This is a genomic window from candidate division WOR-3 bacterium (assembly GCA_029858255.1).
In the GTDB taxonomy this organism is placed as follows: Bacteria; Hydrothermota; Tepidihabitantia; order SM23-42; family SM23-42; genus SM23-42.
The window spans coordinates 21615-41894 of record JAOUFJ010000016.1; the positions used below are offsets into that span (position 1 = coordinate 21615).

The 20280-nt window shown below is 42.5% G+C and carries 16 protein-coding genes; 10 read left to right on the top strand and 6 right to left on the bottom strand.

Features of this window, described 5'->3' with window-relative positions:
* Positions 1–50: 50 nt before the first annotated feature.
* The 4 genes from OEV79_07915 to OEV79_07930 form a co-directional block, all read right to left on the bottom strand.
* Positions 51–521, bottom strand: a complete 471-nt coding sequence (locus tag OEV79_07915) for a hypothetical protein (protein ID MDH4211359.1) — start codon at positions 519–521, stop codon at positions 51–53.
* Between the two features lie 383 nt (positions 522–904).
* Positions 905–1378 (bottom strand): hypothetical protein, encoded by a 474-nt coding sequence (locus OEV79_07920; GenBank protein MDH4211360.1) that lies wholly within the window; start codon positions 1376–1378, stop codon positions 905–907.
* 64 nt (positions 1379–1442) lie between these two features.
* Positions 1443–2984, bottom strand: a complete 1542-nt coding sequence (locus tag OEV79_07925) for an SBBP repeat-containing protein (GenBank protein ID MDH4211361.1) — start codon at positions 2982–2984, stop codon at positions 1443–1445.
* 206 nt (positions 2985–3190) lie between these two features.
* Positions 3191–4375 (bottom strand): hypothetical protein, encoded by a 1185-nt coding sequence (locus OEV79_07930; protein MDH4211362.1) that lies wholly within the window; start codon positions 4373–4375, stop codon positions 3191–3193.
* Between the two features lie 306 nt (positions 4376–4681).
* Here OEV79_07930 and OEV79_07935 point away from each other — a divergent pair, with 306 nt between their 5' ends.
* The 6 genes from OEV79_07935 to OEV79_07960 all read left to right on the top strand — a co-directional run bounded on the left by OEV79_07935 (position 4682) and on the right by OEV79_07960 (position 14155).
* Positions 4682–4909, top strand: coding sequence for a hypothetical protein (locus OEV79_07935; protein ID MDH4211363.1), 228 nt, complete (start codon positions 4682–4684; stop codon positions 4907–4909).
* A gap of 527 nt (positions 4910–5436) precedes the next feature.
* Positions 5437–5631, top strand: a complete 195-nt coding sequence (locus OEV79_07940; protein MDH4211364.1) for a hypothetical protein — start codon at positions 5437–5439, stop codon at positions 5629–5631.
* Positions 5632–5707: 76 nt separating this feature from the next.
* On the top strand, positions 5708–6451 hold the full coding sequence (locus OEV79_07945) for a hypothetical protein (GenBank protein MDH4211365.1): 744 nt from the start codon (positions 5708–5710) through the stop codon (positions 6449–6451).
* The gene (locus OEV79_07950) at positions 6452–6946 is read left to right on the top strand and encodes a hypothetical protein (protein ID MDH4211366.1); all 495 of its coding nucleotides are present in this window, start codon (positions 6452–6454) and stop codon (positions 6944–6946) included. It begins immediately after the preceding gene.
* Positions 6947–7212: 266 nt separating this feature from the next.
* Positions 7213–11703 carry a T9SS type A sorting domain-containing protein gene (locus OEV79_07955; protein ID MDH4211367.1) on the top strand — a complete coding sequence of 1497 codons (4491 nt, stop codon included), beginning with the start codon at positions 7213–7215 and terminating at the stop codon, positions 11701–11703.
* A gap of 1072 nt (positions 11704–12775) precedes the next feature.
* Entirely contained in the window at positions 12776–14155 is a 1380-nt protein-coding gene (locus OEV79_07960; protein MDH4211368.1) for a PQQ-binding-like beta-propeller repeat protein, read from the top strand.
* A gap of 328 nt (positions 14156–14483) precedes the next feature.
* On the opposite strand, the gene OEV79_07965 is transcribed toward OEV79_07960, so the two are convergent.
* A complete protein-coding gene (locus tag OEV79_07965; protein MDH4211369.1) occupies positions 14484–15170 on the bottom strand; it encodes a cupin domain-containing protein in 687 nt (228 codons plus the stop codon).
* 312 nt (positions 15171–15482) lie between these two features.
* Entirely contained in the window at positions 15483–15845 is a 363-nt protein-coding gene (locus OEV79_07970; protein ID MDH4211370.1) for a hypothetical protein, read from the bottom strand.
* A 223-nt stretch (positions 15846–16068) separates the two neighbouring features.
* Here OEV79_07970 and OEV79_07975 point away from each other — a divergent pair, with 223 nt between their 5' ends.
* The 4 genes from OEV79_07975 to OEV79_07990 all read left to right on the top strand — a co-directional run bounded on the left by OEV79_07975 (position 16069) and on the right by OEV79_07990 (position 19949).
* Positions 16069–16863, top strand: coding sequence for a hypothetical protein (locus OEV79_07975; GenBank protein ID MDH4211371.1), 795 nt, complete (start codon positions 16069–16071; stop codon positions 16861–16863).
* Positions 16864–17287: 424 nt separating this feature from the next.
* Positions 17288–17599: a hypothetical protein gene (locus OEV79_07980; protein MDH4211372.1), complete on the top strand. Its 312-nt coding sequence runs from the start codon at positions 17288–17290 to the stop codon at positions 17597–17599.
* A gap of 108 nt (positions 17600–17707) precedes the next feature.
* Complete coding sequence (locus OEV79_07985) at positions 17708–18367, top strand: sugar transferase (GenBank protein ID MDH4211373.1); 660 nt, start codon at positions 17708–17710, stop codon at positions 18365–18367.
* Positions 18368–18530: 163 nt separating this feature from the next.
* A complete protein-coding gene (locus OEV79_07990; GenBank protein ID MDH4211374.1) occupies positions 18531–19949 on the top strand; it encodes a hypothetical protein in 1419 nt (472 codons plus the stop codon).
* Positions 19950–20280 lie beyond the last annotated feature (331 nt).

Genomic DNA, 20280 nt, shown 5'->3' on the forward strand with positions numbered 1-20280 from the left:
GAAGACATGCCATCCAAGGTAACGTAGATAGCACACTGTTATCGATTTCCTCATTCTGTTAACTTTGCCGATATCGCATCGAAATACTTCTTGTATGCCTTCCTCGCATCATCAACAATGACTTCGTCTTCGGTGCCGCGCCAGCCAGGACTACCAAGACAGCCGCCGCCAGTATCATACGTCTGCGCTATATATCGAAGTTTAACCTTCGTCTTCTCTTCCTCTAGTGCATCAATATTGGCGCTCATTTTTCTCCGGATACCGCTGCCAAGAAATAACTCTTCTTCAAAGCTGACCGGTCCTTCCAACCATTCTGTCGTGATTATTCCGACTTCTCTATCCACGCTACCTATAAACCATCCAGCGTCTTCTAAGACATCAACAACAGCATTGAATGTCTGCGCGTATGAGGCGTCGAACGTGACCGTTTGCATTTCTTCTCTTTCCTCTTGCGGGAGAGATCCAACGGTTGCGCAAGCAGATAAAACAAGTAAAATTGGTGCACACAACATGCATTTCATGATACCCCCTGTCTTTGTTATACTGAATCGATGGAACACAAACTGACCTTGATTTGCAGTGTAATTATAGAGTATTATAGTGCGACAAATTCTAATGTCAAGGAAAGGACGCCATTAACTCCACATGTCTTCTGATCGCAGAAAGGAAATGAGGTACGCAGATAATTTTTTGAGAATAATAATCTTTTGAGTTAAATAAACATTAATGCCAGAGCAATCGTATCAAGTAGATCAACGTATGGTAAGGCCGTTGTTCGGGGATATGTAAAATGTTTAGCTGAAAGTCCCGTTTCGATTTCTATTGTGTAATTAGCAAAACGGGAGTTGATCCCGATTGCCCTCCAATTCCTCTCACGACTGCTTTCTTACCACGTACTTCTGTATTATTTCAGCAGCTTTCTAAGCCAATCCAAATAATTCTCACCGTAAAGATCTTCTTGTATTAATACCTTGTCCAGTAACGTACGAAGATATGTATTGGAATCAATCCAGGGTTTGAATACCGTTGTTGCCCACGACATGTATCTATCTACATCCTTGGTCATCAATAATTTTTGATTTATTCCATTTTGGTATACAGTGCTAAGCAACCTCAGGTAATGAAAAAATATCGCTGCATAGTATCCGAATTCTTGATATTCATTCTTAGGAATATTCAGCAGAGTAGTGTATGGCCCACCAATACCGTACTGCCCAATTTCCGAATTGACAATATTGGCTTGTTGTGTGAGGGCTTTGTATATAGAGTATACCTTGACCTTCTTGTTATGTCTATATCCCAACCAGGCCAGATAAACCAGCGCGGTGGCTGATACAATAGATGCTACGGCTACAATTATTTGAACAATTGGACTCATAATATACCTCCTCTTCATTGATTACGGAGATACAACAACTTGATACAATGACAAACACCTTACCCTATCTTATCTTAACTATCTTCTGAACGACCTCTCCATCTATTTCCAGAAAATAAATACCTGGTTGTATTTTATCGGGTTCCACAACCCTCCCCGTGATGTCAAAGACTCTGCATTTCTTGTCTTCGGGTAATCGCAAAGGACCGCGGAAGATAGTTGCATCAAGGTATGCTTTGTGCACTGGATTCGCAACGTCCTCTCGAATCCCCGTTGATGAATACTTGATCGTCGCATAGTCATCGTTATTGCTTGGGCCCCAGCTCCTTCCCGTTACAAAAGCGTTACCATCACTATCAATGGCAAGATCGTTTGCGAAATCACCCAGACCGGCGTCATACCTCATCACCCACAGCTCCACACCCTGCGAATTATACTTTATTGTTGCATAATCTTCAGAGGTTCCGGAACCAACACTATATCCGGTGACATAAACGCTAACTGACGCATCAACCGCGATTGCATTTGCCTGATCCCAACCACTGCCCGGCCCATCATATCTTGCTACCCATTGCTCCACACCCGAAGTGTCATATTTCACGGTCGCATAGTCGTAGCCAGTGCCAGAGCCCTCACTCCTTCCTGTGATATAGACATTCCCCATGTCATCAATCGCGACTGCGATCGCCAAATCCGTGCTATTCCCGGGTCCGTTATACCTAGCCACCCACTGCTCAACACCTAGAGAATCGTACTTCACCGTCGCATAATCCTCGGAAGTGCCGGAACCAACACTATATCCCGTAACATAGACATACCCTGCGTTGTCGACCACTATCGCATGTGCCATGTCATAGCCATTCACTGGTCCATCATACCTTGCTACCCACTGCTCCACACCCGAAGCATCGTACTTCACCGTCGCATAGTCGAAACCGGTGCCCGAACCAGTACTCCCTCCGGTGACATAGATACCGCCTGATGAATCATGTGCAATCGCACTTGCCCAATCCGTGCTGTTACCCGGGCCGTTAAACCGTGCCACCCACTGCTCCACACCCATGGAATCATACCTTACTGTTGCATAGTCTTCTGAGGTATCACAGGTGTAGGAAGCATCACTCTGTCCTGTGACATAAACATTGCCTCCGTCATCAACTGCGATGGCATATGCCGCATCGTAGTCATTACCCGGACCATTATACCGGGCCACCCATTGCTCAATACCCGAGGCATCGTACTTCACCGTGGCATAATCTTCCCAGGTGCCAGAACCGTCACTCTGTCCCGTTACATACACATTGCCTGCAGTATCGAGCGCAATCGCCATTGCAATGTCAGCGTAATTGAACGGTCCGTTATATCTCGCTACCCATTGTTCAGCACCCGAAGAATCGTACTTCACCGTGGCATAATCTTCCCACGGACCTAAACCGCAACTCGGCCCGGTGACGTAGATATTGCCTGCGTCATCAATCGCGATTGCAGACGCCGCGTCATAGGCATTGCCAGGGCCATTGTACCTTGCCACCCACTCTTGAGCAGGGCATACTATCGGGAGAATTAACAAAACAATCGTGTACAAATAACGTATATTTACATACACAGTTCCTCCTTGATTTTTACAGCGCATGAAATTGTAATCCACCCGCCCCAGTTGTCAACATCAGTAATTGTGATGATACAAATGCGGCGGCAAATCACAGATCTACGGATGGTAAGTCTGTTATTTGGGGACTCGTAAAATCATCCGGATCTAACTGAGATCATATTGTCACTCTACGGCCTACTGTTGCCTACATGATATTGGGTTCAGTCAGTATAAGGTTGAGTCCTCAGAAGATAGACATGCGCAATAGTGTCAGAGATTTCTGTGTATCCGACAAGCATAAAACCCCCGTCACTGACTCTCTGTGCGGAATTACAAACATAAGACCCTTCTTCCTTGTAATTCTCCACCCAAATGATGTTACCGGTTCTATCAACCTTCATTAAGAAAGGCCCAGGTCCCAAGCAACTCGATGGGTTCCACCCAGCAGAACCCGCAAGAATATACTCTTCGCCTCCCGCGTTTTCGACATAGCATCCAGTACCTGTGCGTATGTGGTATGACTCTTCCCAAATCTGATTCCCCTGGGTATCTGTTCCCACGACATACAAATAGCACTGTCCTTCGTCCCGATAGTGACCTACAACTACATATCCACCGTTGGCAGTTTCCGTAATTGCTGATCCGAAATCTTCATACTCAGTTCCAATGGTTGTTGTCCAAGCACTATCACCATTCCAGTTGGTTTTAACCAAAAGAATATCATTCTTTGTCCCAAGAGATTCTGCTTTCGTGCCTACGAATATATAACCCCCATCAGATGTGCAATGTCCATTGAAAAGCCCATTTCCTCCATAGGTCCGGGTCCACAACACATTTCCCTCCATGTCTATTTCGAACACGAATGCACCGCTTCCGCTCTGCAAACCGATAACAACAAAAGATCCGCCCGGTGTTCGTAAAAGGGAATATGCTGCCTCGTCGCCAGCGCCACCATAGGTTCTTGTCCACACCGTGTCACCATCTGCACTGACCTTCAAGAGGTAGATATCAGGAGCGCCTGGAGTGCCTAAGCCAAACGATTCTGTGATCCCAAGCACGAAATAGCAGCCATCATTTGTTTCTTGTACGCATGTCCCGATATCCCATCCGTCACCACCGTAGACTTCTGTCCACATTGGAGCACCATCATCATATGTTTTCAATACAAATATGTCAGGATCACCAGTCACGGATGGACTCGTGCCACCAGTGACGACAAAACCATTATCTGACGTTTCCTGAACTGAATATCCAATATCATACCCGCGGATGGCGTATCCATAGTTCCACATCCCCGCGGGACCAGATTCATACGTATCGCAAGCTGTGGCAAAAAGGAAGGCAGTTACTTCCAGAGCATAGAGGAACCAATATACTATTCTCATACTATATCCAACCCTATTCATTATACCATCATATTAACCAGTATCGATCTGTCAAGCCAGTTAACACCTCCAGGCTAACGATAATTCAGCGTTATAGTTATCAAAGAGAAATCATAGCCAAATTACCAAATAGTAAGCCCGTTGCTCTACCGGGCACAAATGTGGCACAACGATCACCCATCAGAAAACAGATAGTCTGAAATCGTTGTGATTAGGGCTTTTGAAGTAGGTACGTCATTATGTCCCGTGGTTTATTAGTCCAGTGTGCATGTTTTTTATTTACAAAGCGAAAGACAGAGAAGTGTCTTAGTTGGAATAGGTGACCCCATGGCTAACCATCGGCAATGGGACACCACTATGGTCTTGGCCGATACAGCAACGATTACCATATTGGGTGATAAGATAAGCCTTTATGGTGGTTTAGACGTGCTCATCACTGCAACTAATGGTGCCAGCTTATTTCCTGGTGACGAAGGCAACGTTAGAGGGGATGGTCGAGGCTTCTGGATTGCCAGATCAAAGACTCATCGAGCGATCAAACTGGGCTACTGGTAAAAAAGATAGATCTTCGCAAAAATTAGAATTTGTAGGACGTCCGGAGCGATACTACAATACTACAAAATCAAGATATATTGTTGAAAAATCGAGCTTTGTCACCTTTTTGCGAATTCTGTCCATTGGAGGTTCCGTCCCGTTCCCGGGACGAGATCCGTAGACTCTCGTAGAGGCCACGTGACTCTACGGAGATACTCGCTTCCTTTGTTTTCAAACTATAATAATGCAGAAGCGGTAGAATTCTACGTAATACCGTACGTTCTAAAACTCAAATGTCACACCTGTCCCGCATCGAGTGTTTCCTGGAAAAGAGCGGGAAATCCATCACAAGGGGGGTCGGCGGAAGCCAAACCCCCCTTATTTTAACAACAGGAACTTTTGTTAACAATCAAAAAAAACTGCACCTTGCGAATTCACATAAAAATCTTATACTGCAAATTATTGGTGTATTTACCTGACCAACGAAAAGGAGGTGATTTGCATGCCGTTTTCAGATGATACTGTAAAGAAAGCGTGGCAACAAGCAAATGGCAAATGTGAGTGTCGAAGAACCACACATATGCATGGTAATGTTCTGTGTAACAAAGAACTTGTATGGGAAAATAGAGGCAGAGAAGGTCGTGGAGCATGGGAGGCTCATCATATCAGTTCTGATGGTGGCGACAATCTCAGTAATTGCGAGATTCTATGTTGGGAATGTCATAAAGGGACTTTATAATTGAATCCGCGTAAGCCGTTAAAAAATACGGAACTGTTATTTTTCGATGAATTCTGTCCATTGGAATACCCCCCGGATACGTGGCGAGACTGCTCGACATTCGTGGAGTCGTCGAGACTCTACGGAGGTACTCGTTTCCTCATGAGAATATTGAAAGCAAAAGAGCCATAGGGTTTTTGCACTCCTCATTAAAGATGACAAGTGATATGACGTTATCGACCTTTCTTTTTTCCATCATTATTGGACTTGCGGTCTCCTTCACTTTCTGGATCCTTCTCGTGAAGTCAGGGCCATATCTCAAGGATGCAATAATCTGGCAAACAGACAGAATTGATAAACTATCAGAATTTTACATTAGAATTGAATATACAGGCATTTTCATTTTCCGGAGAGACATATATGATATCAAAATATGGGCAGAACTGAGAGGTCTTCCAAGCACGCATTTTAAGAAGATATTGGGAGAGTATTTTGCCGTCCCACTACCTCTATACAATGAAGGATTTTACCCATTTTTCAAGAACCAAAAAGGAGCATTCTTGGAAATTCCTCTTATACTAGAAGAAAAAGGTTTTTGGAAGGACGTCGTCAAGCAACTAAACAATACCTCATCTCTTAAGAAAAGAATCGACAATTTGATATCAAATTTATCCAGACAATCAGCTGAGGATAAGATCGAACTATTCATGGAAACTCTGAAGACTTACAGTGACATGACTGTGGTAGTTACTTTCCAAGATTCTTTCAGTGGTTTGAGAAAGTCAGTAAGAGCTAAGAAGGGTCGTTTTCTTAAGCTAACTAGCCACATACAGAGTGGAAGGTAAATGAAAAGAATCTATATTATATTTGTGACCAGTCTCGTATTGTATCCAAACGCTTCCGCACAGCGCATCGACGGCGGCGGTGTGAGTGGTGGTACACATGTATTCAATAGTATTAGCATAGAAATGTACCAGAACATTGGCCTTTATGGTAACTTGGTACACATTGACCTCGCTGCAGGATATGTATTCGATGATATGGATATTTCATTTCCAATAGTCTCATCAGGATTAAAAACCTACATTCCTCTTTCTCCGCTGGTGCAATTAACATTTAAGGCAGCAATTGGTATCCAGATCAGCGATTCCACAACGTGGGGATATTTTTGCGAAGCGGGGATTTTAATGGATTTTTCTCTGGGTACAACACCCTATTCACCTTTATTGTATATCGGCAGTGACCTAGGCACTCTGTTCTCTTCGTCACGTGATCTCAAAGCAAGAGTCAAAGGCGGGCTATTTTGGCGCGTAACGCCTTTAGGCTGCCTATTTTATTGATACCTCTCAACGGGTAGACGCGAGCAATGGTAAGTCCGTTATTCAACATTAATTCTACGTAATACCGTACGTTCTAAAACCAGAATGTCACAAAGTTGTCACATGGTGGTCGGCGGCTGAAATGCCGCTGACCACTTTTACAATAGACAGTCGTAATTTGCAGGACGATTGAATATACCAATCGGTTGGAAGATTTAGATAAATCTGAAGAATTTCAGCCATTGACAACACCGATGTCAATATTATAATTATTATATGGAGTAAAAATGGTGTATTTGTGTACACTCTCAAACCTGATATTTAAAAGAAAATCAGTATTTGTCTTTTGTACTTTGTTTTCAATAGCAAATCTTTTTGCCCTTCAAGAATCAGGCCCAATATCAAGAGGTGGTGAGTTTCTTATTGATACAACTGTGGTCTATATGCCGACACCTAATACACAAAACATGCCTGCAATATCATTTGATGGAACAAACTACTTTGTGGTCTGGTTTGATACCCGTAGCGGTTATCCTTACGATCTTTACGGTGCGAGATTAACTCAGTCCGGTGGATTAGTTGACCCAGGTGGGATTACCCTAACAACTGTTGCAGTGCAACCCATGTACCCCTCGGTCGCCTTTGACGGCACTAATTACTTTGTCGTCTGGCAGGACAGACCTACTGGAACCAGTATCAACAACATCTATGGTGCGAGGGTAACAACAACTGGGATACTATTAGACTCAAGTAGAATTGTCATATCGGAAGCAACAGGTGATCAGAGTGCTCCTTCTGTCGTCTTTGATGGCACGAATTATCTTGTAGTCTGGCAAGACAAACGTAGTGGTTACTATGATATTTATGGTTCAAGAATAAATCAAAATGGCGTAGTATTGGACCCCAATGGATTTGTCATCTCGGAAGCTACAAATGACCAGATTTCCGCCGGTGTGTCATTTGATGGAGCAAACTGCTTTGTGGTATGGGAAGACAAACGGAGTGGCTCGTCTGATATTTATGGCGCTCGTGTGAGTCTTGCTGGTATACTTATTGATTCATCTGGTATCCCCATATCAACCGCCCCAAACGACCAAAAATACCCTACCATAGCATTTGATGGTTTCAACTATCTTGTTGCGTGGGAAGACTATCGTAATGACTATCATGGTGATATTTATGGTGCAAGAGTTAATCAAAATGGAGTGATAATTGATCCCTCAGGAATTGCCGTATCCACTGCTGCAAATGACCAACGCTTACCTGACATTTCATTTGATGGTACGAATTATTTCGTAGTCTGGGAGGATGCTCGGAGCGCGGATTGGAATATCTACGGCGCTCGCGTGAATCGGTATGGAGCAGTTTTGGACCCGGGCGGTATCGCTATTTCTGCAGTAGCAATGTCTCAGCGAAATCCTGCCGTTTCGTTTGGTGGCACAAACTACCTTATAGCATGGGAGGATTGGCGTAATAGTAGCTATAGAGACCTCTACGGTGCTAGAGTCAATCAAATCGGTGTGGTTCTAGATACAGCCGGTATTCTAATATCATGTGCTATAAATAGTCAAGATAATGCTTCGATTGCCTTTGATGGTACCAATTACTTGGTAGTCTGGCAAGAAAATCATAGCGGGTGGTATTCTATCTATGGTGCCAGGGTGAGTCAGAGCGGAACAGTCGTAGATCCAAATGGCATTCTGATTGCAGCTGGTGGTGAAAACCCCTGTGTTGCATTTACTGGCACAAATTACCTTGTTGTATATCAACGATCTTCTAATATCTATGGTACCCGTGTGACTCAAAATGGTGTAGTCTTAGATCCAGGCGGTATCCCCATATCAACCGCACCCTCTGACCAATGGTTTCCTTCTGTAACTGCAAGTGGCACAGAGTACTTTGTAGTATGGCATGATTGGCGCAACAGCAACTGGGACATCTATGGTACCCGTGTAACTCAAAATGGTGTAACCTTGGATCCTAGTGGCATCCCAATATCAACCGTACCTTATACTCAATGGTTCGCTTCAACGGCGTTTGACGGTCTAAACTATTTTGTGATATGGCAAGATGGTCGCAATTCACAAGACACACGTTGGGATATTTACGGAACACGGTTAGACCAGTCAGGTACAATCCTTGACCCGACAGGGATTGCCATATCAACGGTTGCCTATGATAAATGGTATCCTAGAGCAGCATTTGATGGTTCATGCTATTTTGCTGTCTGGCAAGACTACCGTAATACAACCTCGGACATTTACGGTGCGCGCATGAATCAAGGTGGCGTAGTTATCGACACCAATGGTATTGCTGTATCGTGCGTAACAGACAAACAGTCACACCCCGCTATATCTTTTGACGGCACGAACTATCTTGTCGTCTGGGAGGACCGTCGTAGTGGTTTATTTACGGATATTTACGGCGCTCAAGTAGGCGTTTCAGGCGCAGTAATTGATTCCACTCCCATATCAATTCAACCAGGAGATCAAATTTCTCCATGCTTGGCGCATGGTTTAAGTAACGAACTACTTGTAGCATATCCAGGATATACTGATTTTATCAATGGCAATGGAGTAAATACATTTCGTATCTGGGGAAAATCCATCTACACAGACGATATTCATCCTCCCAGTATTCCAACGCAGGTCGCACCGCCCAACAACTACTGTACTAACGATACTACTGTTAGTTTTATTTGGCAACATTCAGAAGATACAGGCTCGGGCATACAATATTACGTTCTCCGATATGCAGACAATTCGATTTTCTACCCTGCCGACAGCGTGAGTTTGGTTGATACTTTTTTCATCATTAATCTAACCGATACAACTTATTACTGGCAGGTGAAAGCAGTAGATAATGCAAATAATCATAGTGACTGGTCTGCAGCAAGGTCTTTTATTATTGATACACATCCACCAGGGATACCGGTATTGATCTTTCCAGAAAATGGTTGTTGGCTTCATGACACTTCTATTGTTTTTGCGTGGGGATCACTAACAGACAGAGAGCCAGAGAAGAATCTTTTTAGGGGCGCGCCAATTATGTACATCCTTCAAATTGATACCGCCAGCAGTTTTGTGAACCCACTAATCGTTGACACTACTCAAGAAATGAGAGATACAGTGTATCTTCCCATGGATGGATATCGATATTACTGGCGAGTAAAAGCATATGATCTGGCTGGGAATCAAAGCAGTTTTTCTTCTCATTGGAATTTTCGAGTTGACTTTGTACCACCAACCTCCTTTAGCCTAAGTGCGCCAATCGATTCAATAGCGCTCTCTTTGTTGAGACCAACGTTTATTTGGCGAACCGCGAGTGATAGTCTAAGCGGCTTGAAGAATTACGAAATCTATATTAATGATAGCCTTAAGCACGTCGGTGTTGACACCGCCTGGACAGCAGATCACGATCTATTGGAAGGTTATAGTGACTGGTGGGTTGTTGCCTATGATAGTGCAGGCAATTCACGGCAGTCCAATGAAATATGGACTGTCCTTATTGACACAACTTCGCCTTCTGTAGTGTCTTTAATTTCACCAACAAATCAAAGCTACGCGAATATCAGCACAGTTAATTTTGTCTGGCACGAAGCGAATGACAACTTGAGCGGCGTTGACCATTACCTTCTTCAATATGCACTGAATAGCACTTTTTCTCTTGGATTGGTTGAAACAACTTTAGTTGACACCACATTAACCGCCTATTTATCGGACACGGTTTATTATTGGCGAGTTAGATCCGTTGATGTCGCCAACAATGAGGCCGATTTTTCCCCAATCTGGCACTTTGAGATTGATACAATAATACCAATAACACCTACGCTGCTTTCGCCGATCAATGGTGTTATTTTAGAGGATACGCTTGTGGTTTTTGAGTGGACTACGGTTACGGACCTTGCCTTTTCTGATGCACGTCAGCCGAAGAGAAATGTTGAAAGATCGGCACCATTTTCGAAAGTTCTATTGTCTCCAATTCACTATGTAATGGAACTTGATACGTCCCTCAATTTCGTTTCACCAATGGTAAGCGACACTTTGGACACCACAACGGCTACTTTGCCTCTCTGCGAAAACTATCCTTTTTACTGGCGCGTAAAAGCATATGATTGGGCAGGGAATCAGGGTCCTTATTCGAATCCTGACAGCTTCGGCATTGATGTTGGGCCGATAGTCGAATCCACTACTGTTTGGATCGACACATCATTTGCAGGGCCATTTGAAGTATCAACCAAAGTACATGACAGGTTTTCCGGCGTTGATTCAGTAATTCTTTATTATAAGAGAGATGAGGATTCTGTTTGGGTAGCAAAAACAATGGATTCTGCAGGGGTGCCAGATTGGTACGCGGATACGATACCCGAGGTTATGTATTTGGCTGACACCGTTAAGTATTATGTTGAAGCGATAGACAATTCCGGTCATATTGCGACTGATCCATCGGGCGCACCGGAAATTCACTACTCTTTTCGTGCAAATTATTATCCGGGAGTTATGGAAATTGAGGTAATGTCAAAGGCTTTTTCAATTAGCTTGAAAAGCAATCCAGCGAAAGATAGAGTCCTTTTTCATTTGACTCTGCCAGAGGATGTATTTATTTCCTTGACTATTTATGATGTTAGTGGTAGGTTGGTCGGTAGACCTATCTCTGCTAAAAAATCTGCTGGCCATTATGAAATCCCGTGGTACGCGAAAACAGAGGCTGGTGTGTACTTCTATACACTTGAGTCTCCGTGGCAACGAGAAGCTGGGAAGTTTGTGATAATTGATTAATAACCAATGCATTGCTGCCTATTGATAATCTCATTGCCACTTTAGTCGCCGTTTTCTCAGCATGTGTTGCGCTCTGCGCCACAGGGATCCCCCCAATCACCCAAATTCACTCCCTAAGAAACCATGCAATACAAGCAGGCACAGATATGACACACCACCCACATCTCCGAAAACAGATAGTCTAAAACCCCTTTCAATCGTGAGCTTTAGTACAAGTGTATAAAAGTACACTACGGTTTATTAGTCCATTGCTCACACACAAATGGCCATTAGGTCAGTGATTCATCATGTCATTAATTGACTATCCCGCCAAAATCGTTATAATAACAGCGGTCAGGTATCTGTCATCCGTTAGCTGATATCGGTTCGGCGCCTGTAGCTCAATCGGATAGAGCAACGGATTTCTAATTCTGAAAAAGCCATACTACAATACTACAAAATCACGATATATTGTTGAAAAATCGGGCTTTACCATCTTTTTGCGAATTCTGTCCATTGGAGATTCCGTGAATTGTTGCACACTTTCGTGCAATGAAATTCACGAGAATACTCACTTCCTTTATTATCAAATTATAATAATGCAGAAGCGGTAGAATTCTACGTAATACCGTACGTTCCAAAAGCCGAATGTCACACTATAGTCCCGCATCATATTTGTCTCTTTGAAAAAGCGGGGAATCTGTCACAAGGGGGTCGGCCTACGCCGACCCCCTTGCTGTTGTGATAGCCCGCCATTAGCGAATCAACCCGATCTTAGCTTCTCTAAAATAGTTGGCTGTGTTGTGCTCTCCATTCTTCTTCCTCGGGGTTACGAATTATACCCCTTTTCTTAAGGGAGCGCAACCCTATGAGTGTCTACTAATTCTTAGCCGACGTGCCCCACATGCGCTGAAACAGAACAGTGTGTAGAATCTGCGACTAAACATTTGCCTCAAAATATAACGCGCTTGACTGGTAATCGATTTGCACTATAGTATATTCAGAAACACAGTCCTGCTCCTTCAGGCAAGGAATGAGATAGTGTGAGCACTTGTTTGTTGTACATTTTTGCAGTAGAAGATGAGGAGGAAAGATGAAGAATGTTTTGTCAGCGATTACAGCATGTCTGTTATTGTGGATCGGTTGCGGTGGCGATAGTGAAGCGCCGGTTATCGAGATCACCCATCCGATCGACGGTTCCATGGTAAGCGGGACCGTCAACATTACTGCCGATGCAAGCGATGATAATGAGGTGGACAGCGTTCAGTTCTACATTGACGATACCCTCAGGTCAACCTCCACAGCAGAGCCGTATGGATATTCATGGGTGACGACCGGTCTCCAGAATCAATCATCGCACACTATTTATGCCATTGCCTATGATGCGGCTGAGAACGAGAGTGTGTCGGGTACCATTTCGGTGATTGTTGTCATTGAGGGCATACTCAAATGGCGTTTCGCAACAGGCAGCAACGTGTTTTCATCACCGGCGATCGGTGCCGACGGTACAGTATATTTCGGGTCATATGATCATTATCTCTATGCGATAAACCCCGATGGCACCTTCAAATGGTCATGCCCAACAGGCGATCAGGTGATTTCTTCGCCGGCGATCGGTACCGACGGTACAGTATATGTCGGGTCATATGATCATAATCTCTATGCGATAAACCCCAATGGCACCCTGAAATGGTCATACCCAACAGGCAATGTTGTATGGTCTTCACCGGCGATCGGTGCGGATGGCACGATCTATGTCGGGTCAAATGATGGTTATCTCTATGCGATAAACCCCAATGGCACCCTGAAATGGTCATACCCAACAGGCAATGTTGTATGGTCTTCGCCGGCGATCGGTGCGGATGGCACAATCTATGTCGGGTCATATGATCATAATCTCTATGCGATAAACCCCAATGGCACCCTGAAATGGTCATACCAAACAGGCGGTTATGTATGGTCTTCACCGGCGATCGGTGGAGACGGCACGATCTATGTTGGGTCATATGATCATTATCTCTATGCGATAAACTCCAATGGCACCCTGAAATGGTCATACCATACAAGCAATTATGTGGTATCTTCGCCGGCGATCGCTGCGGATGGCACGATCTATGTCGGGTCATATGATCATAATCTCTATGCGATAAACCCCAATGGCACGCTGAAATGGTCATACCAAACAGGCGATCAGGTGTTGTCATCACCGGCGATCGGTGCCGACGGTACAGTATATGTCGGGTCAGATGATAATAATCTCTATGCGATAAACCCCGATGGCACCTTCAAATGGTCATACCAATACCAAACAGGAGGTACCGAGTATTCATCACCGGCGATCGGTGGGGATGGCACGATCTATGTCGGGTCATATGATCATTATCTCTATGCAATTCAGGGTATAGGTCCTGTGGCAGATACTCCCTGGCCAATGTTCCATCACGATTTGAAACATACCGGAAGAGTGGATTGAGGCGCTTCTTCAGAATTTCAGGGAAGATACGGAGTTAGGGTCAACACCCAACCTGTCGAAGATCCTACCGTAGGTCCCGTAGGGAGCAAGGGCAAAGGGCTATACTGTTTTAGGGCATACGGGGTCAGACCTGGAAACTAGAAACCAAATCTAGATATCCCGGTCAAGGTCCGGATGACGGATGGTAAGTCCGTTGATTGGGGATGCGTAAAATGTTTAGATATAACCCCATTCCGGCCCGGAAGTCTTGTGTTTCAGCCGAAAAGAAAAATTTGCTGATTATTGATAAACACCCATCATAATGGCGTATATTTTTCGTCGACGGCTTTTACTTCATTGTCGTTTCGCAACTCTTTGACTCAAAAAATACGATTCCAGCTCTATTTGCGGCAATTGGTTTGTGATTTATAGCTTTTGTCATTATATAAATATCCATTTCATTTAATTTAATTTCTTCTGATTCTAACCTCAAAGTGATTGAATTATTTATGACGATAAAAGCTTCATCACTATTAGGGTGATTGTGCATTTGATACTCCCCTGAGTTAATAGCAAATTTGAGGCAATGGTCGTTTACTTCCCAAATAAGTTCGTTCTTATGCTTTACATTATTGACACTATACCACCGCGTGAAGTTTTTTTTGTTAGAAACACACGAGGAATAGTCTTTTATAACTTTCTCCATATTTATTTGAAAAACAGTTGAGTCTTTAGTTTTCTCAAAGCATAAATTCACTGTACGTTTTTTGGCAATTGTTTTATGGATAATCCCTTTGGGTATCATTAACGAATCCAGTTTCTCAAGAATAACTATATGTCCATTCAAGAATTGAATTTCTAGTTCTCCATCTAGCACAAAGAGAACTTCATCAGAATTTTTATGGCTGTGCCAACCGAAAATTGATTTCTCATTCACTGCAAGTCGTACACAGTGATTATTAACCTCTCCGAGTATAACGTTACTGTGAGGTTCATGAAATTCCTTTTCCTTTATTGATATGTTTATTTTATCCATTCAGGAACTTGTTCTTCGGTCAATTTTGACAGCATATGAAATGTCTACGTTTCTAAAGCTGAAAAATGCAATAATAGCTTATTGCTGTTGTTGAAAAATTCCTTAAATGATATATTCACGCGTGACTATATACTAAGGAAGTCAATCTGTCAAGCCTAGCCCACCTCGTCAGGTTATGGAAGTTAGGGTCAGACCTGGAAACTAGAAACTATTTCTGGATTCCCCGATCGAGTCGGGGAATGACATGTGGGTCGTCCGACATGTTGACTCATCCCGAAATTTCGCTATAATCATGACGGATATCTGTGCTTATCACGATCTTTGAGCACTTTGAAAAAGCGCATGTTCAAGGTACCGCCCACGGTGATGAGAGTTTGAATGATGATGAAGATCGCCGGTGGTCGGGGGATATGCGGCCTCCAGGAGGATTTTTGATTTTGTTTCAAAAACCGAGTGGAGAAAAGGGGGTGTCCCCCTTTGCGCCTGTAGCTCAATCGGATAGAGCAACGGATTTCTAATCCGTAGAAAACTACATTTCTCAAGACCCAATTCAAGCAAGTTATTGCCAACAAAATAGTTCGTCAGTTCTGCCTCATGCTGGGAATTCTGGATATTGCCACGCGTTCCGAATAAGATATATCGGAAAATCGAAGTAGCGAGGAAGATGACTTCCACAAATCTTCCACAAGTGCTTACGAAGACTCTTGCCAGAGGTGTTCTACCCTCAGTTCTGGGCGAAAACCTTAGACGAGAGAATAGTAGATCTTTGTGTTATTCTAACCCTCAGGCCATCTAGTTTCTTTTCACCGTTGACCTTATAAAGCATGTAACTATAATAAGACATAAATATATGAAAAAAAGGAAAAATCCGTACCACGCGACTAAGAGCAATATAAGAGTGAAACGATCTTACTGTTTATTTTTAGATATTGTTGGTTATAGTAACTACGTAAATCAGGGAACGAGTCCTACAAAGGATAACTATTTATTCAAGAAATTCCATAGAATTTTTGACAAAGCATCCCTTGATATTAGGTTCAAATCAAAACTAGATCAAAAGCTTGGGGGACCCATTGACACATACCCTTGGCAATTCAAGATATTCTCGGATAATATTGTGATTGGTTGTCCGCTAGACCAACTTCACCATTGTGATGACGAAGATTATTTTGCATTCTTAATTTCCGATATTCAGTCATTCCAATTTAATCTTGCCCTAAGTGGTTTTTTCATCAAGGGTGGATGGTGTATCAATACCTTATACATTGATGATTTTATTGTCTACGGTAAAGGATTAATCGAAGCCTTCAATCTTGAAAGCAAGGCAGAATACCCGTACATATTATTGTCAAACGACCTTAAACAGTTAATTACAAAGAAACATTTAGGTTACTATGCAAAGAAAACAGCTCCCCAATATTATGAGTTACTGCTGGATAATAAAAAGAGGATGTTTGTGAATTATATGGCGATAATATTGGATTGTGAATCTGTACCGTGGGATTTAATCAACAAACATAAGGACATCATTGAAGAAAGAATTGACCAATTCCAGAGCAACAGCAAAATATTGACCATCTATAAATGGGTAGCGTCATATCATAACTATTTCTGTAAAACATTTATTAGAGAGTGTCCTCGTAGATATTTTGTCAGATACAGATATCGCCATCAATTCAGCCGCATACAATAATACTGGTCAATAATAACAAATCTGACGGTCGCTTTACTATCTTCCGGATAAGTCTTCGAACCATAATGCTGTACGAATAGAGCCAACCATCATTATGATCATTATTGCTTATGTGTGACGTTCTGCCTATCATCAAATTCTTCCAAAAAATCGGCAGAAGGAAGAGTCGGTTACAGATCAAACTGTCAGAAAGTGCTGAATTATCGACGTACGGTATTTTATGTTTATACTTGACATTATAGTAGAAGGCATTGACAAAACAAGAAGGTTGGTTATTGTTAAATACTATACTAAGCAGAGCAATGTTATTGAATCATATGCACACTGTATGCTTAAACACATTGGACAGTAACTTATGAGACTATATAGGTGGATATTACTGAATATCTTTTTCCCGTTTGTACCATTCTTATTGAGAATATTTATGCACTACATTAGAGGACACATGCCCTCCAGTCTACAGGAAGTCGCAACTTTACCTGAAATTATCTTCTTTAGTATCTACGTGTGTGTTGTGATCTTGAATGTCAATATTGATGGTAAAAAAGGGGGCTTTGAGACGACAATAAGAGTGTTTATCTGTATTATCTTGGCACTGAACTTCTTTACGATGGGTATGATTTACAGCGATAACCTTGGCGTCAATGTGGTCAAATATGTAGCCCTTGCTACAATTTTCCCAACAATTATTGCACCGATATATAAGTTCCTGTATATACGTAAAGGTGTGCTGTAGATGTTATTCATCACTTATCTTTATGGCATCATTTCAGTATGTCTTCTTGTTTGGGGATTGTTCATTGTCCTGATACTTGTCATGAATGGCATTCTCAGAAGGGTATTAATGAAAAGCGAAAACTTGATTGAATATCACCAGCAGTCCTTACTTAGCAAAAGTCCCAGACGCCTGCTTCTATTCCAAATAAAACCACGAAGGATACGTACATACAGCTCTCTCAAAAGATTACTCGATATTTGTCTCGCATTCATTTCACTTGTAACTCTTTCCCCAGGGTTACTGATTATCGCTGCTTTAATCAAAGTAGATTCTCGCGGTCCTGTTTTCCATAAACGAAATCGAATCGGACTGAACGGCAAGGAATTCTGTGTGCGAAATTTCAGAACCGAAGTTCAGCGAAATCAAGTATTCGGCATGCAATATGAGGTCACAAAATTAGGCCAATTTCTCAGGGCAACTGCCATTGATCAATTACCTGCGTTGCTCAACATATTGACTGGTGACCTGTCCTTTGTAGGCAGGTCAACAATCGTGGAACAGGCGAGCAAAACGATTGAAGTCGCACCCAAGGTGAAAGAGAAACTGCTAAGCATTAAGCCCGGATTAGTAAGCTTGTGGAGTGTAACATATGATCGATTGCATGATAACACTGAGTCAGCGTTAGCTCTTGATTTGGTGTATGCAGACAAAGCATCAGTGGCATTTGATTTGATCCTAGTTTTCAAAGCCTATGCAACAACTTTAGGTATAACAGCTACATTATAGTATTAACCCATTGAAAGAGCATCTAGACATCAACGATGGTTTTGACGTTGCAGGGCGGATATGTACGCGTAATTACTATTAACGAATCATTAAGAGCTATGTTATGCATTTTTGAGCTGCTGCTGAGGCGTTTGTTAGCATACGGTGTAATATTGTGACCAAGATGGCGATAAATAAACTACACGAATATGATATCCTAGCAGAAATAGATGCCGATTTTCCAATCGTCTTCATGCAAAATTATGATCGGCAGCAAATCGAGGAATTGATTAAAGAACCACACAAGCACGATCGAATTTCACTCTCTGATAGATGTGTTTTTGCTCATGAATATGGGCATTTCTATCAAAGAATGTCTACAACCTACGAATTTATTAGTGTTTCTCTCAGACTCGGCATCGAAGAGTACCTGCGCGAACTATTAGCGTTGTACGTCAAACGCCTGAGAAAAATTTCTCTACCCGGTAAACTTGTTATTCCAATTGAAGAAGCGCTAGATGAAAGAATATACGACTTAAATAGATTCCCAAAAGATCTGGCAGCAGAAATGCAGAAATTCTGGTATTTCTTCATGCTTAGGTTATACACGAGAGGTGGTCTATCTTACGATGATGAAGCACGCATGTTTCACAGATATAAGCAAGATTATCATACACCTAAATTATTGACTGCAGATGGATACGTCACGATAGGAGCATCTGTTATCAGCGAGAATTACGCTATGGCTTTTGAGATGGAATATCTGAAACAGTATAGCAAACTATTTCCAAAAGGAGAGATTGACATTGCTGCTAATAGAGTTGAATGTGTACCTACGTATTATTGGTGCCTTTTTGACTATTTAAGTGAAATTGGATTAAACCCTAATAGGAATTTTCTCGCACCGATACTCTTCGATTTGTCATTTATGATTCCTCTGGACTGGATGAAATCTGAGCGGTTCGATGGTTATGTTCTTAATCACCCGGGGATCAGACTGAACACTATTATTGAATACATAAGTAGAAAAGGTATTAAGAAGCTACCAAACCCCCACAGGCAGTACAAGAAATTTGTTGATACAGTAATCAGCGATCTATCCTGGATTCACCCGTTGACCACAGCTAGGATTTTCTCGAGGTTTCTACGAAGTCTCGCCAAATCAAAGAGGTACATCCATGTTCCTGTTGCGCTGAAGCTGCTCAAACTAAGAAAAAGAGAACATGTACTTGCGTCTTTCCCCGCTCTTTTGAGAAGTATCTCAAATCTGCTACCTCCCCCTATGATTGTGAATGAATGTGGCGAGTGGTTTTATGGTACAGGCAAAGACATCTACACGCAAACCGAGGTTAATTGGATGATTCGACATGTAAATCTTAGACATCATATCTATAACATATTCTTCAGAAGGCAGACACCTTATCTGAAATGCCCCTTCATAGGAAGAATCAAACTTATAGAATGTGAAAAGTACACAAGCGGAGATTGCACGGGATTAGTTACCGTTCACTTCTTACGGAATCATAATTGTCTGTTTAGTCAAGATCTGAGAGCCATTACCGGCACTCCGGTTTCTCAAATAATAAACATAGATGAACTATAGTCTACTCTGGATCATTCCAGCAAACCTCCCCACCCAATTCCGCCTGGAACAATTCGTTGCCACCAATGAATATTCTTACAACCCGAGCCAACAGCCGCAACCTGGTCAAAATGGTGCTGTCTGGTGGGTAGTCCAGCAGGTATTCTGAGGAAAATTTGGCAAGAAAGTTACTGTTTAGCCCTTTTATGGTATGGCTCGGAAGTGTACCCAATTCCATACATTCTGAGCAAGAAACTGTCCAAGAAAAAAGAGAGATCGGTGGTTTTGATGGCTAAAGGTTCCTGTTGTCTAACTCATCAGGATGTTATAGACAACAAACAGGCAATAAGGT

Coding starts and splice junctions, on each gene's coding strand:
- OEV79_07915 (MDH4211359.1), bottom strand. CDS start 521: ATGAAATGCATGTTGTGTGCACCAATTTTACTTGTTTTATCTGCTTGC.
- OEV79_07920 (MDH4211360.1), bottom strand. CDS start 1,378: ATGAGTCCAATTGTTCAAATAATTGTAGCCGTAGCATCTATTGTATCA.
- OEV79_07930 (MDH4211362.1), bottom strand. CDS start 4,375: ATGAATAGGGTTGGATATAGTATGAGAATAGTATATTGGTTCCTCTAT.
- OEV79_07935 (MDH4211363.1), top strand. CDS start 4,682: ATGGCTAACCATCGGCAATGGGACACCACTATGGTCTTGGCCGATACA.
- OEV79_07940 (MDH4211364.1), top strand. CDS start 5,437: ATGGCAAATGTGAGTGTCGAAGAACCACACATATGCATGGTAATGTTC.
- OEV79_07950 (MDH4211366.1), top strand. CDS start 6,452: ATGAAAAGAATCTATATTATATTTGTGACCAGTCTCGTATTGTATCCA.
- OEV79_07955 (MDH4211367.1), top strand. CDS start 7,213: ATGGTGTATTTGTGTACACTCTCAAACCTGATATTTAAAAGAAAATCA.
- OEV79_07960 (MDH4211368.1), top strand. CDS start 12,776: ATGAAGAATGTTTTGTCAGCGATTACAGCATGTCTGTTATTGTGGATC.
- OEV79_07965 (MDH4211369.1), bottom strand. CDS start 15,170: ATGGATAAAATAAACATATCAATAAAGGAAAAGGAATTTCATGAACCT.
- OEV79_07980 (MDH4211372.1), top strand. CDS start 17,288: ATGCACTACATTAGAGGACACATGCCCTCCAGTCTACAGGAAGTCGCA.
- OEV79_07985 (MDH4211373.1), top strand. CDS start 17,708: ATGAAAAGCGAAAACTTGATTGAATATCACCAGCAGTCCTTACTTAGC.
- OEV79_07990 (MDH4211374.1), top strand. CDS start 18,531: ATGGCGATAAATAAACTACACGAATATGATATCCTAGCAGAAATAGAT.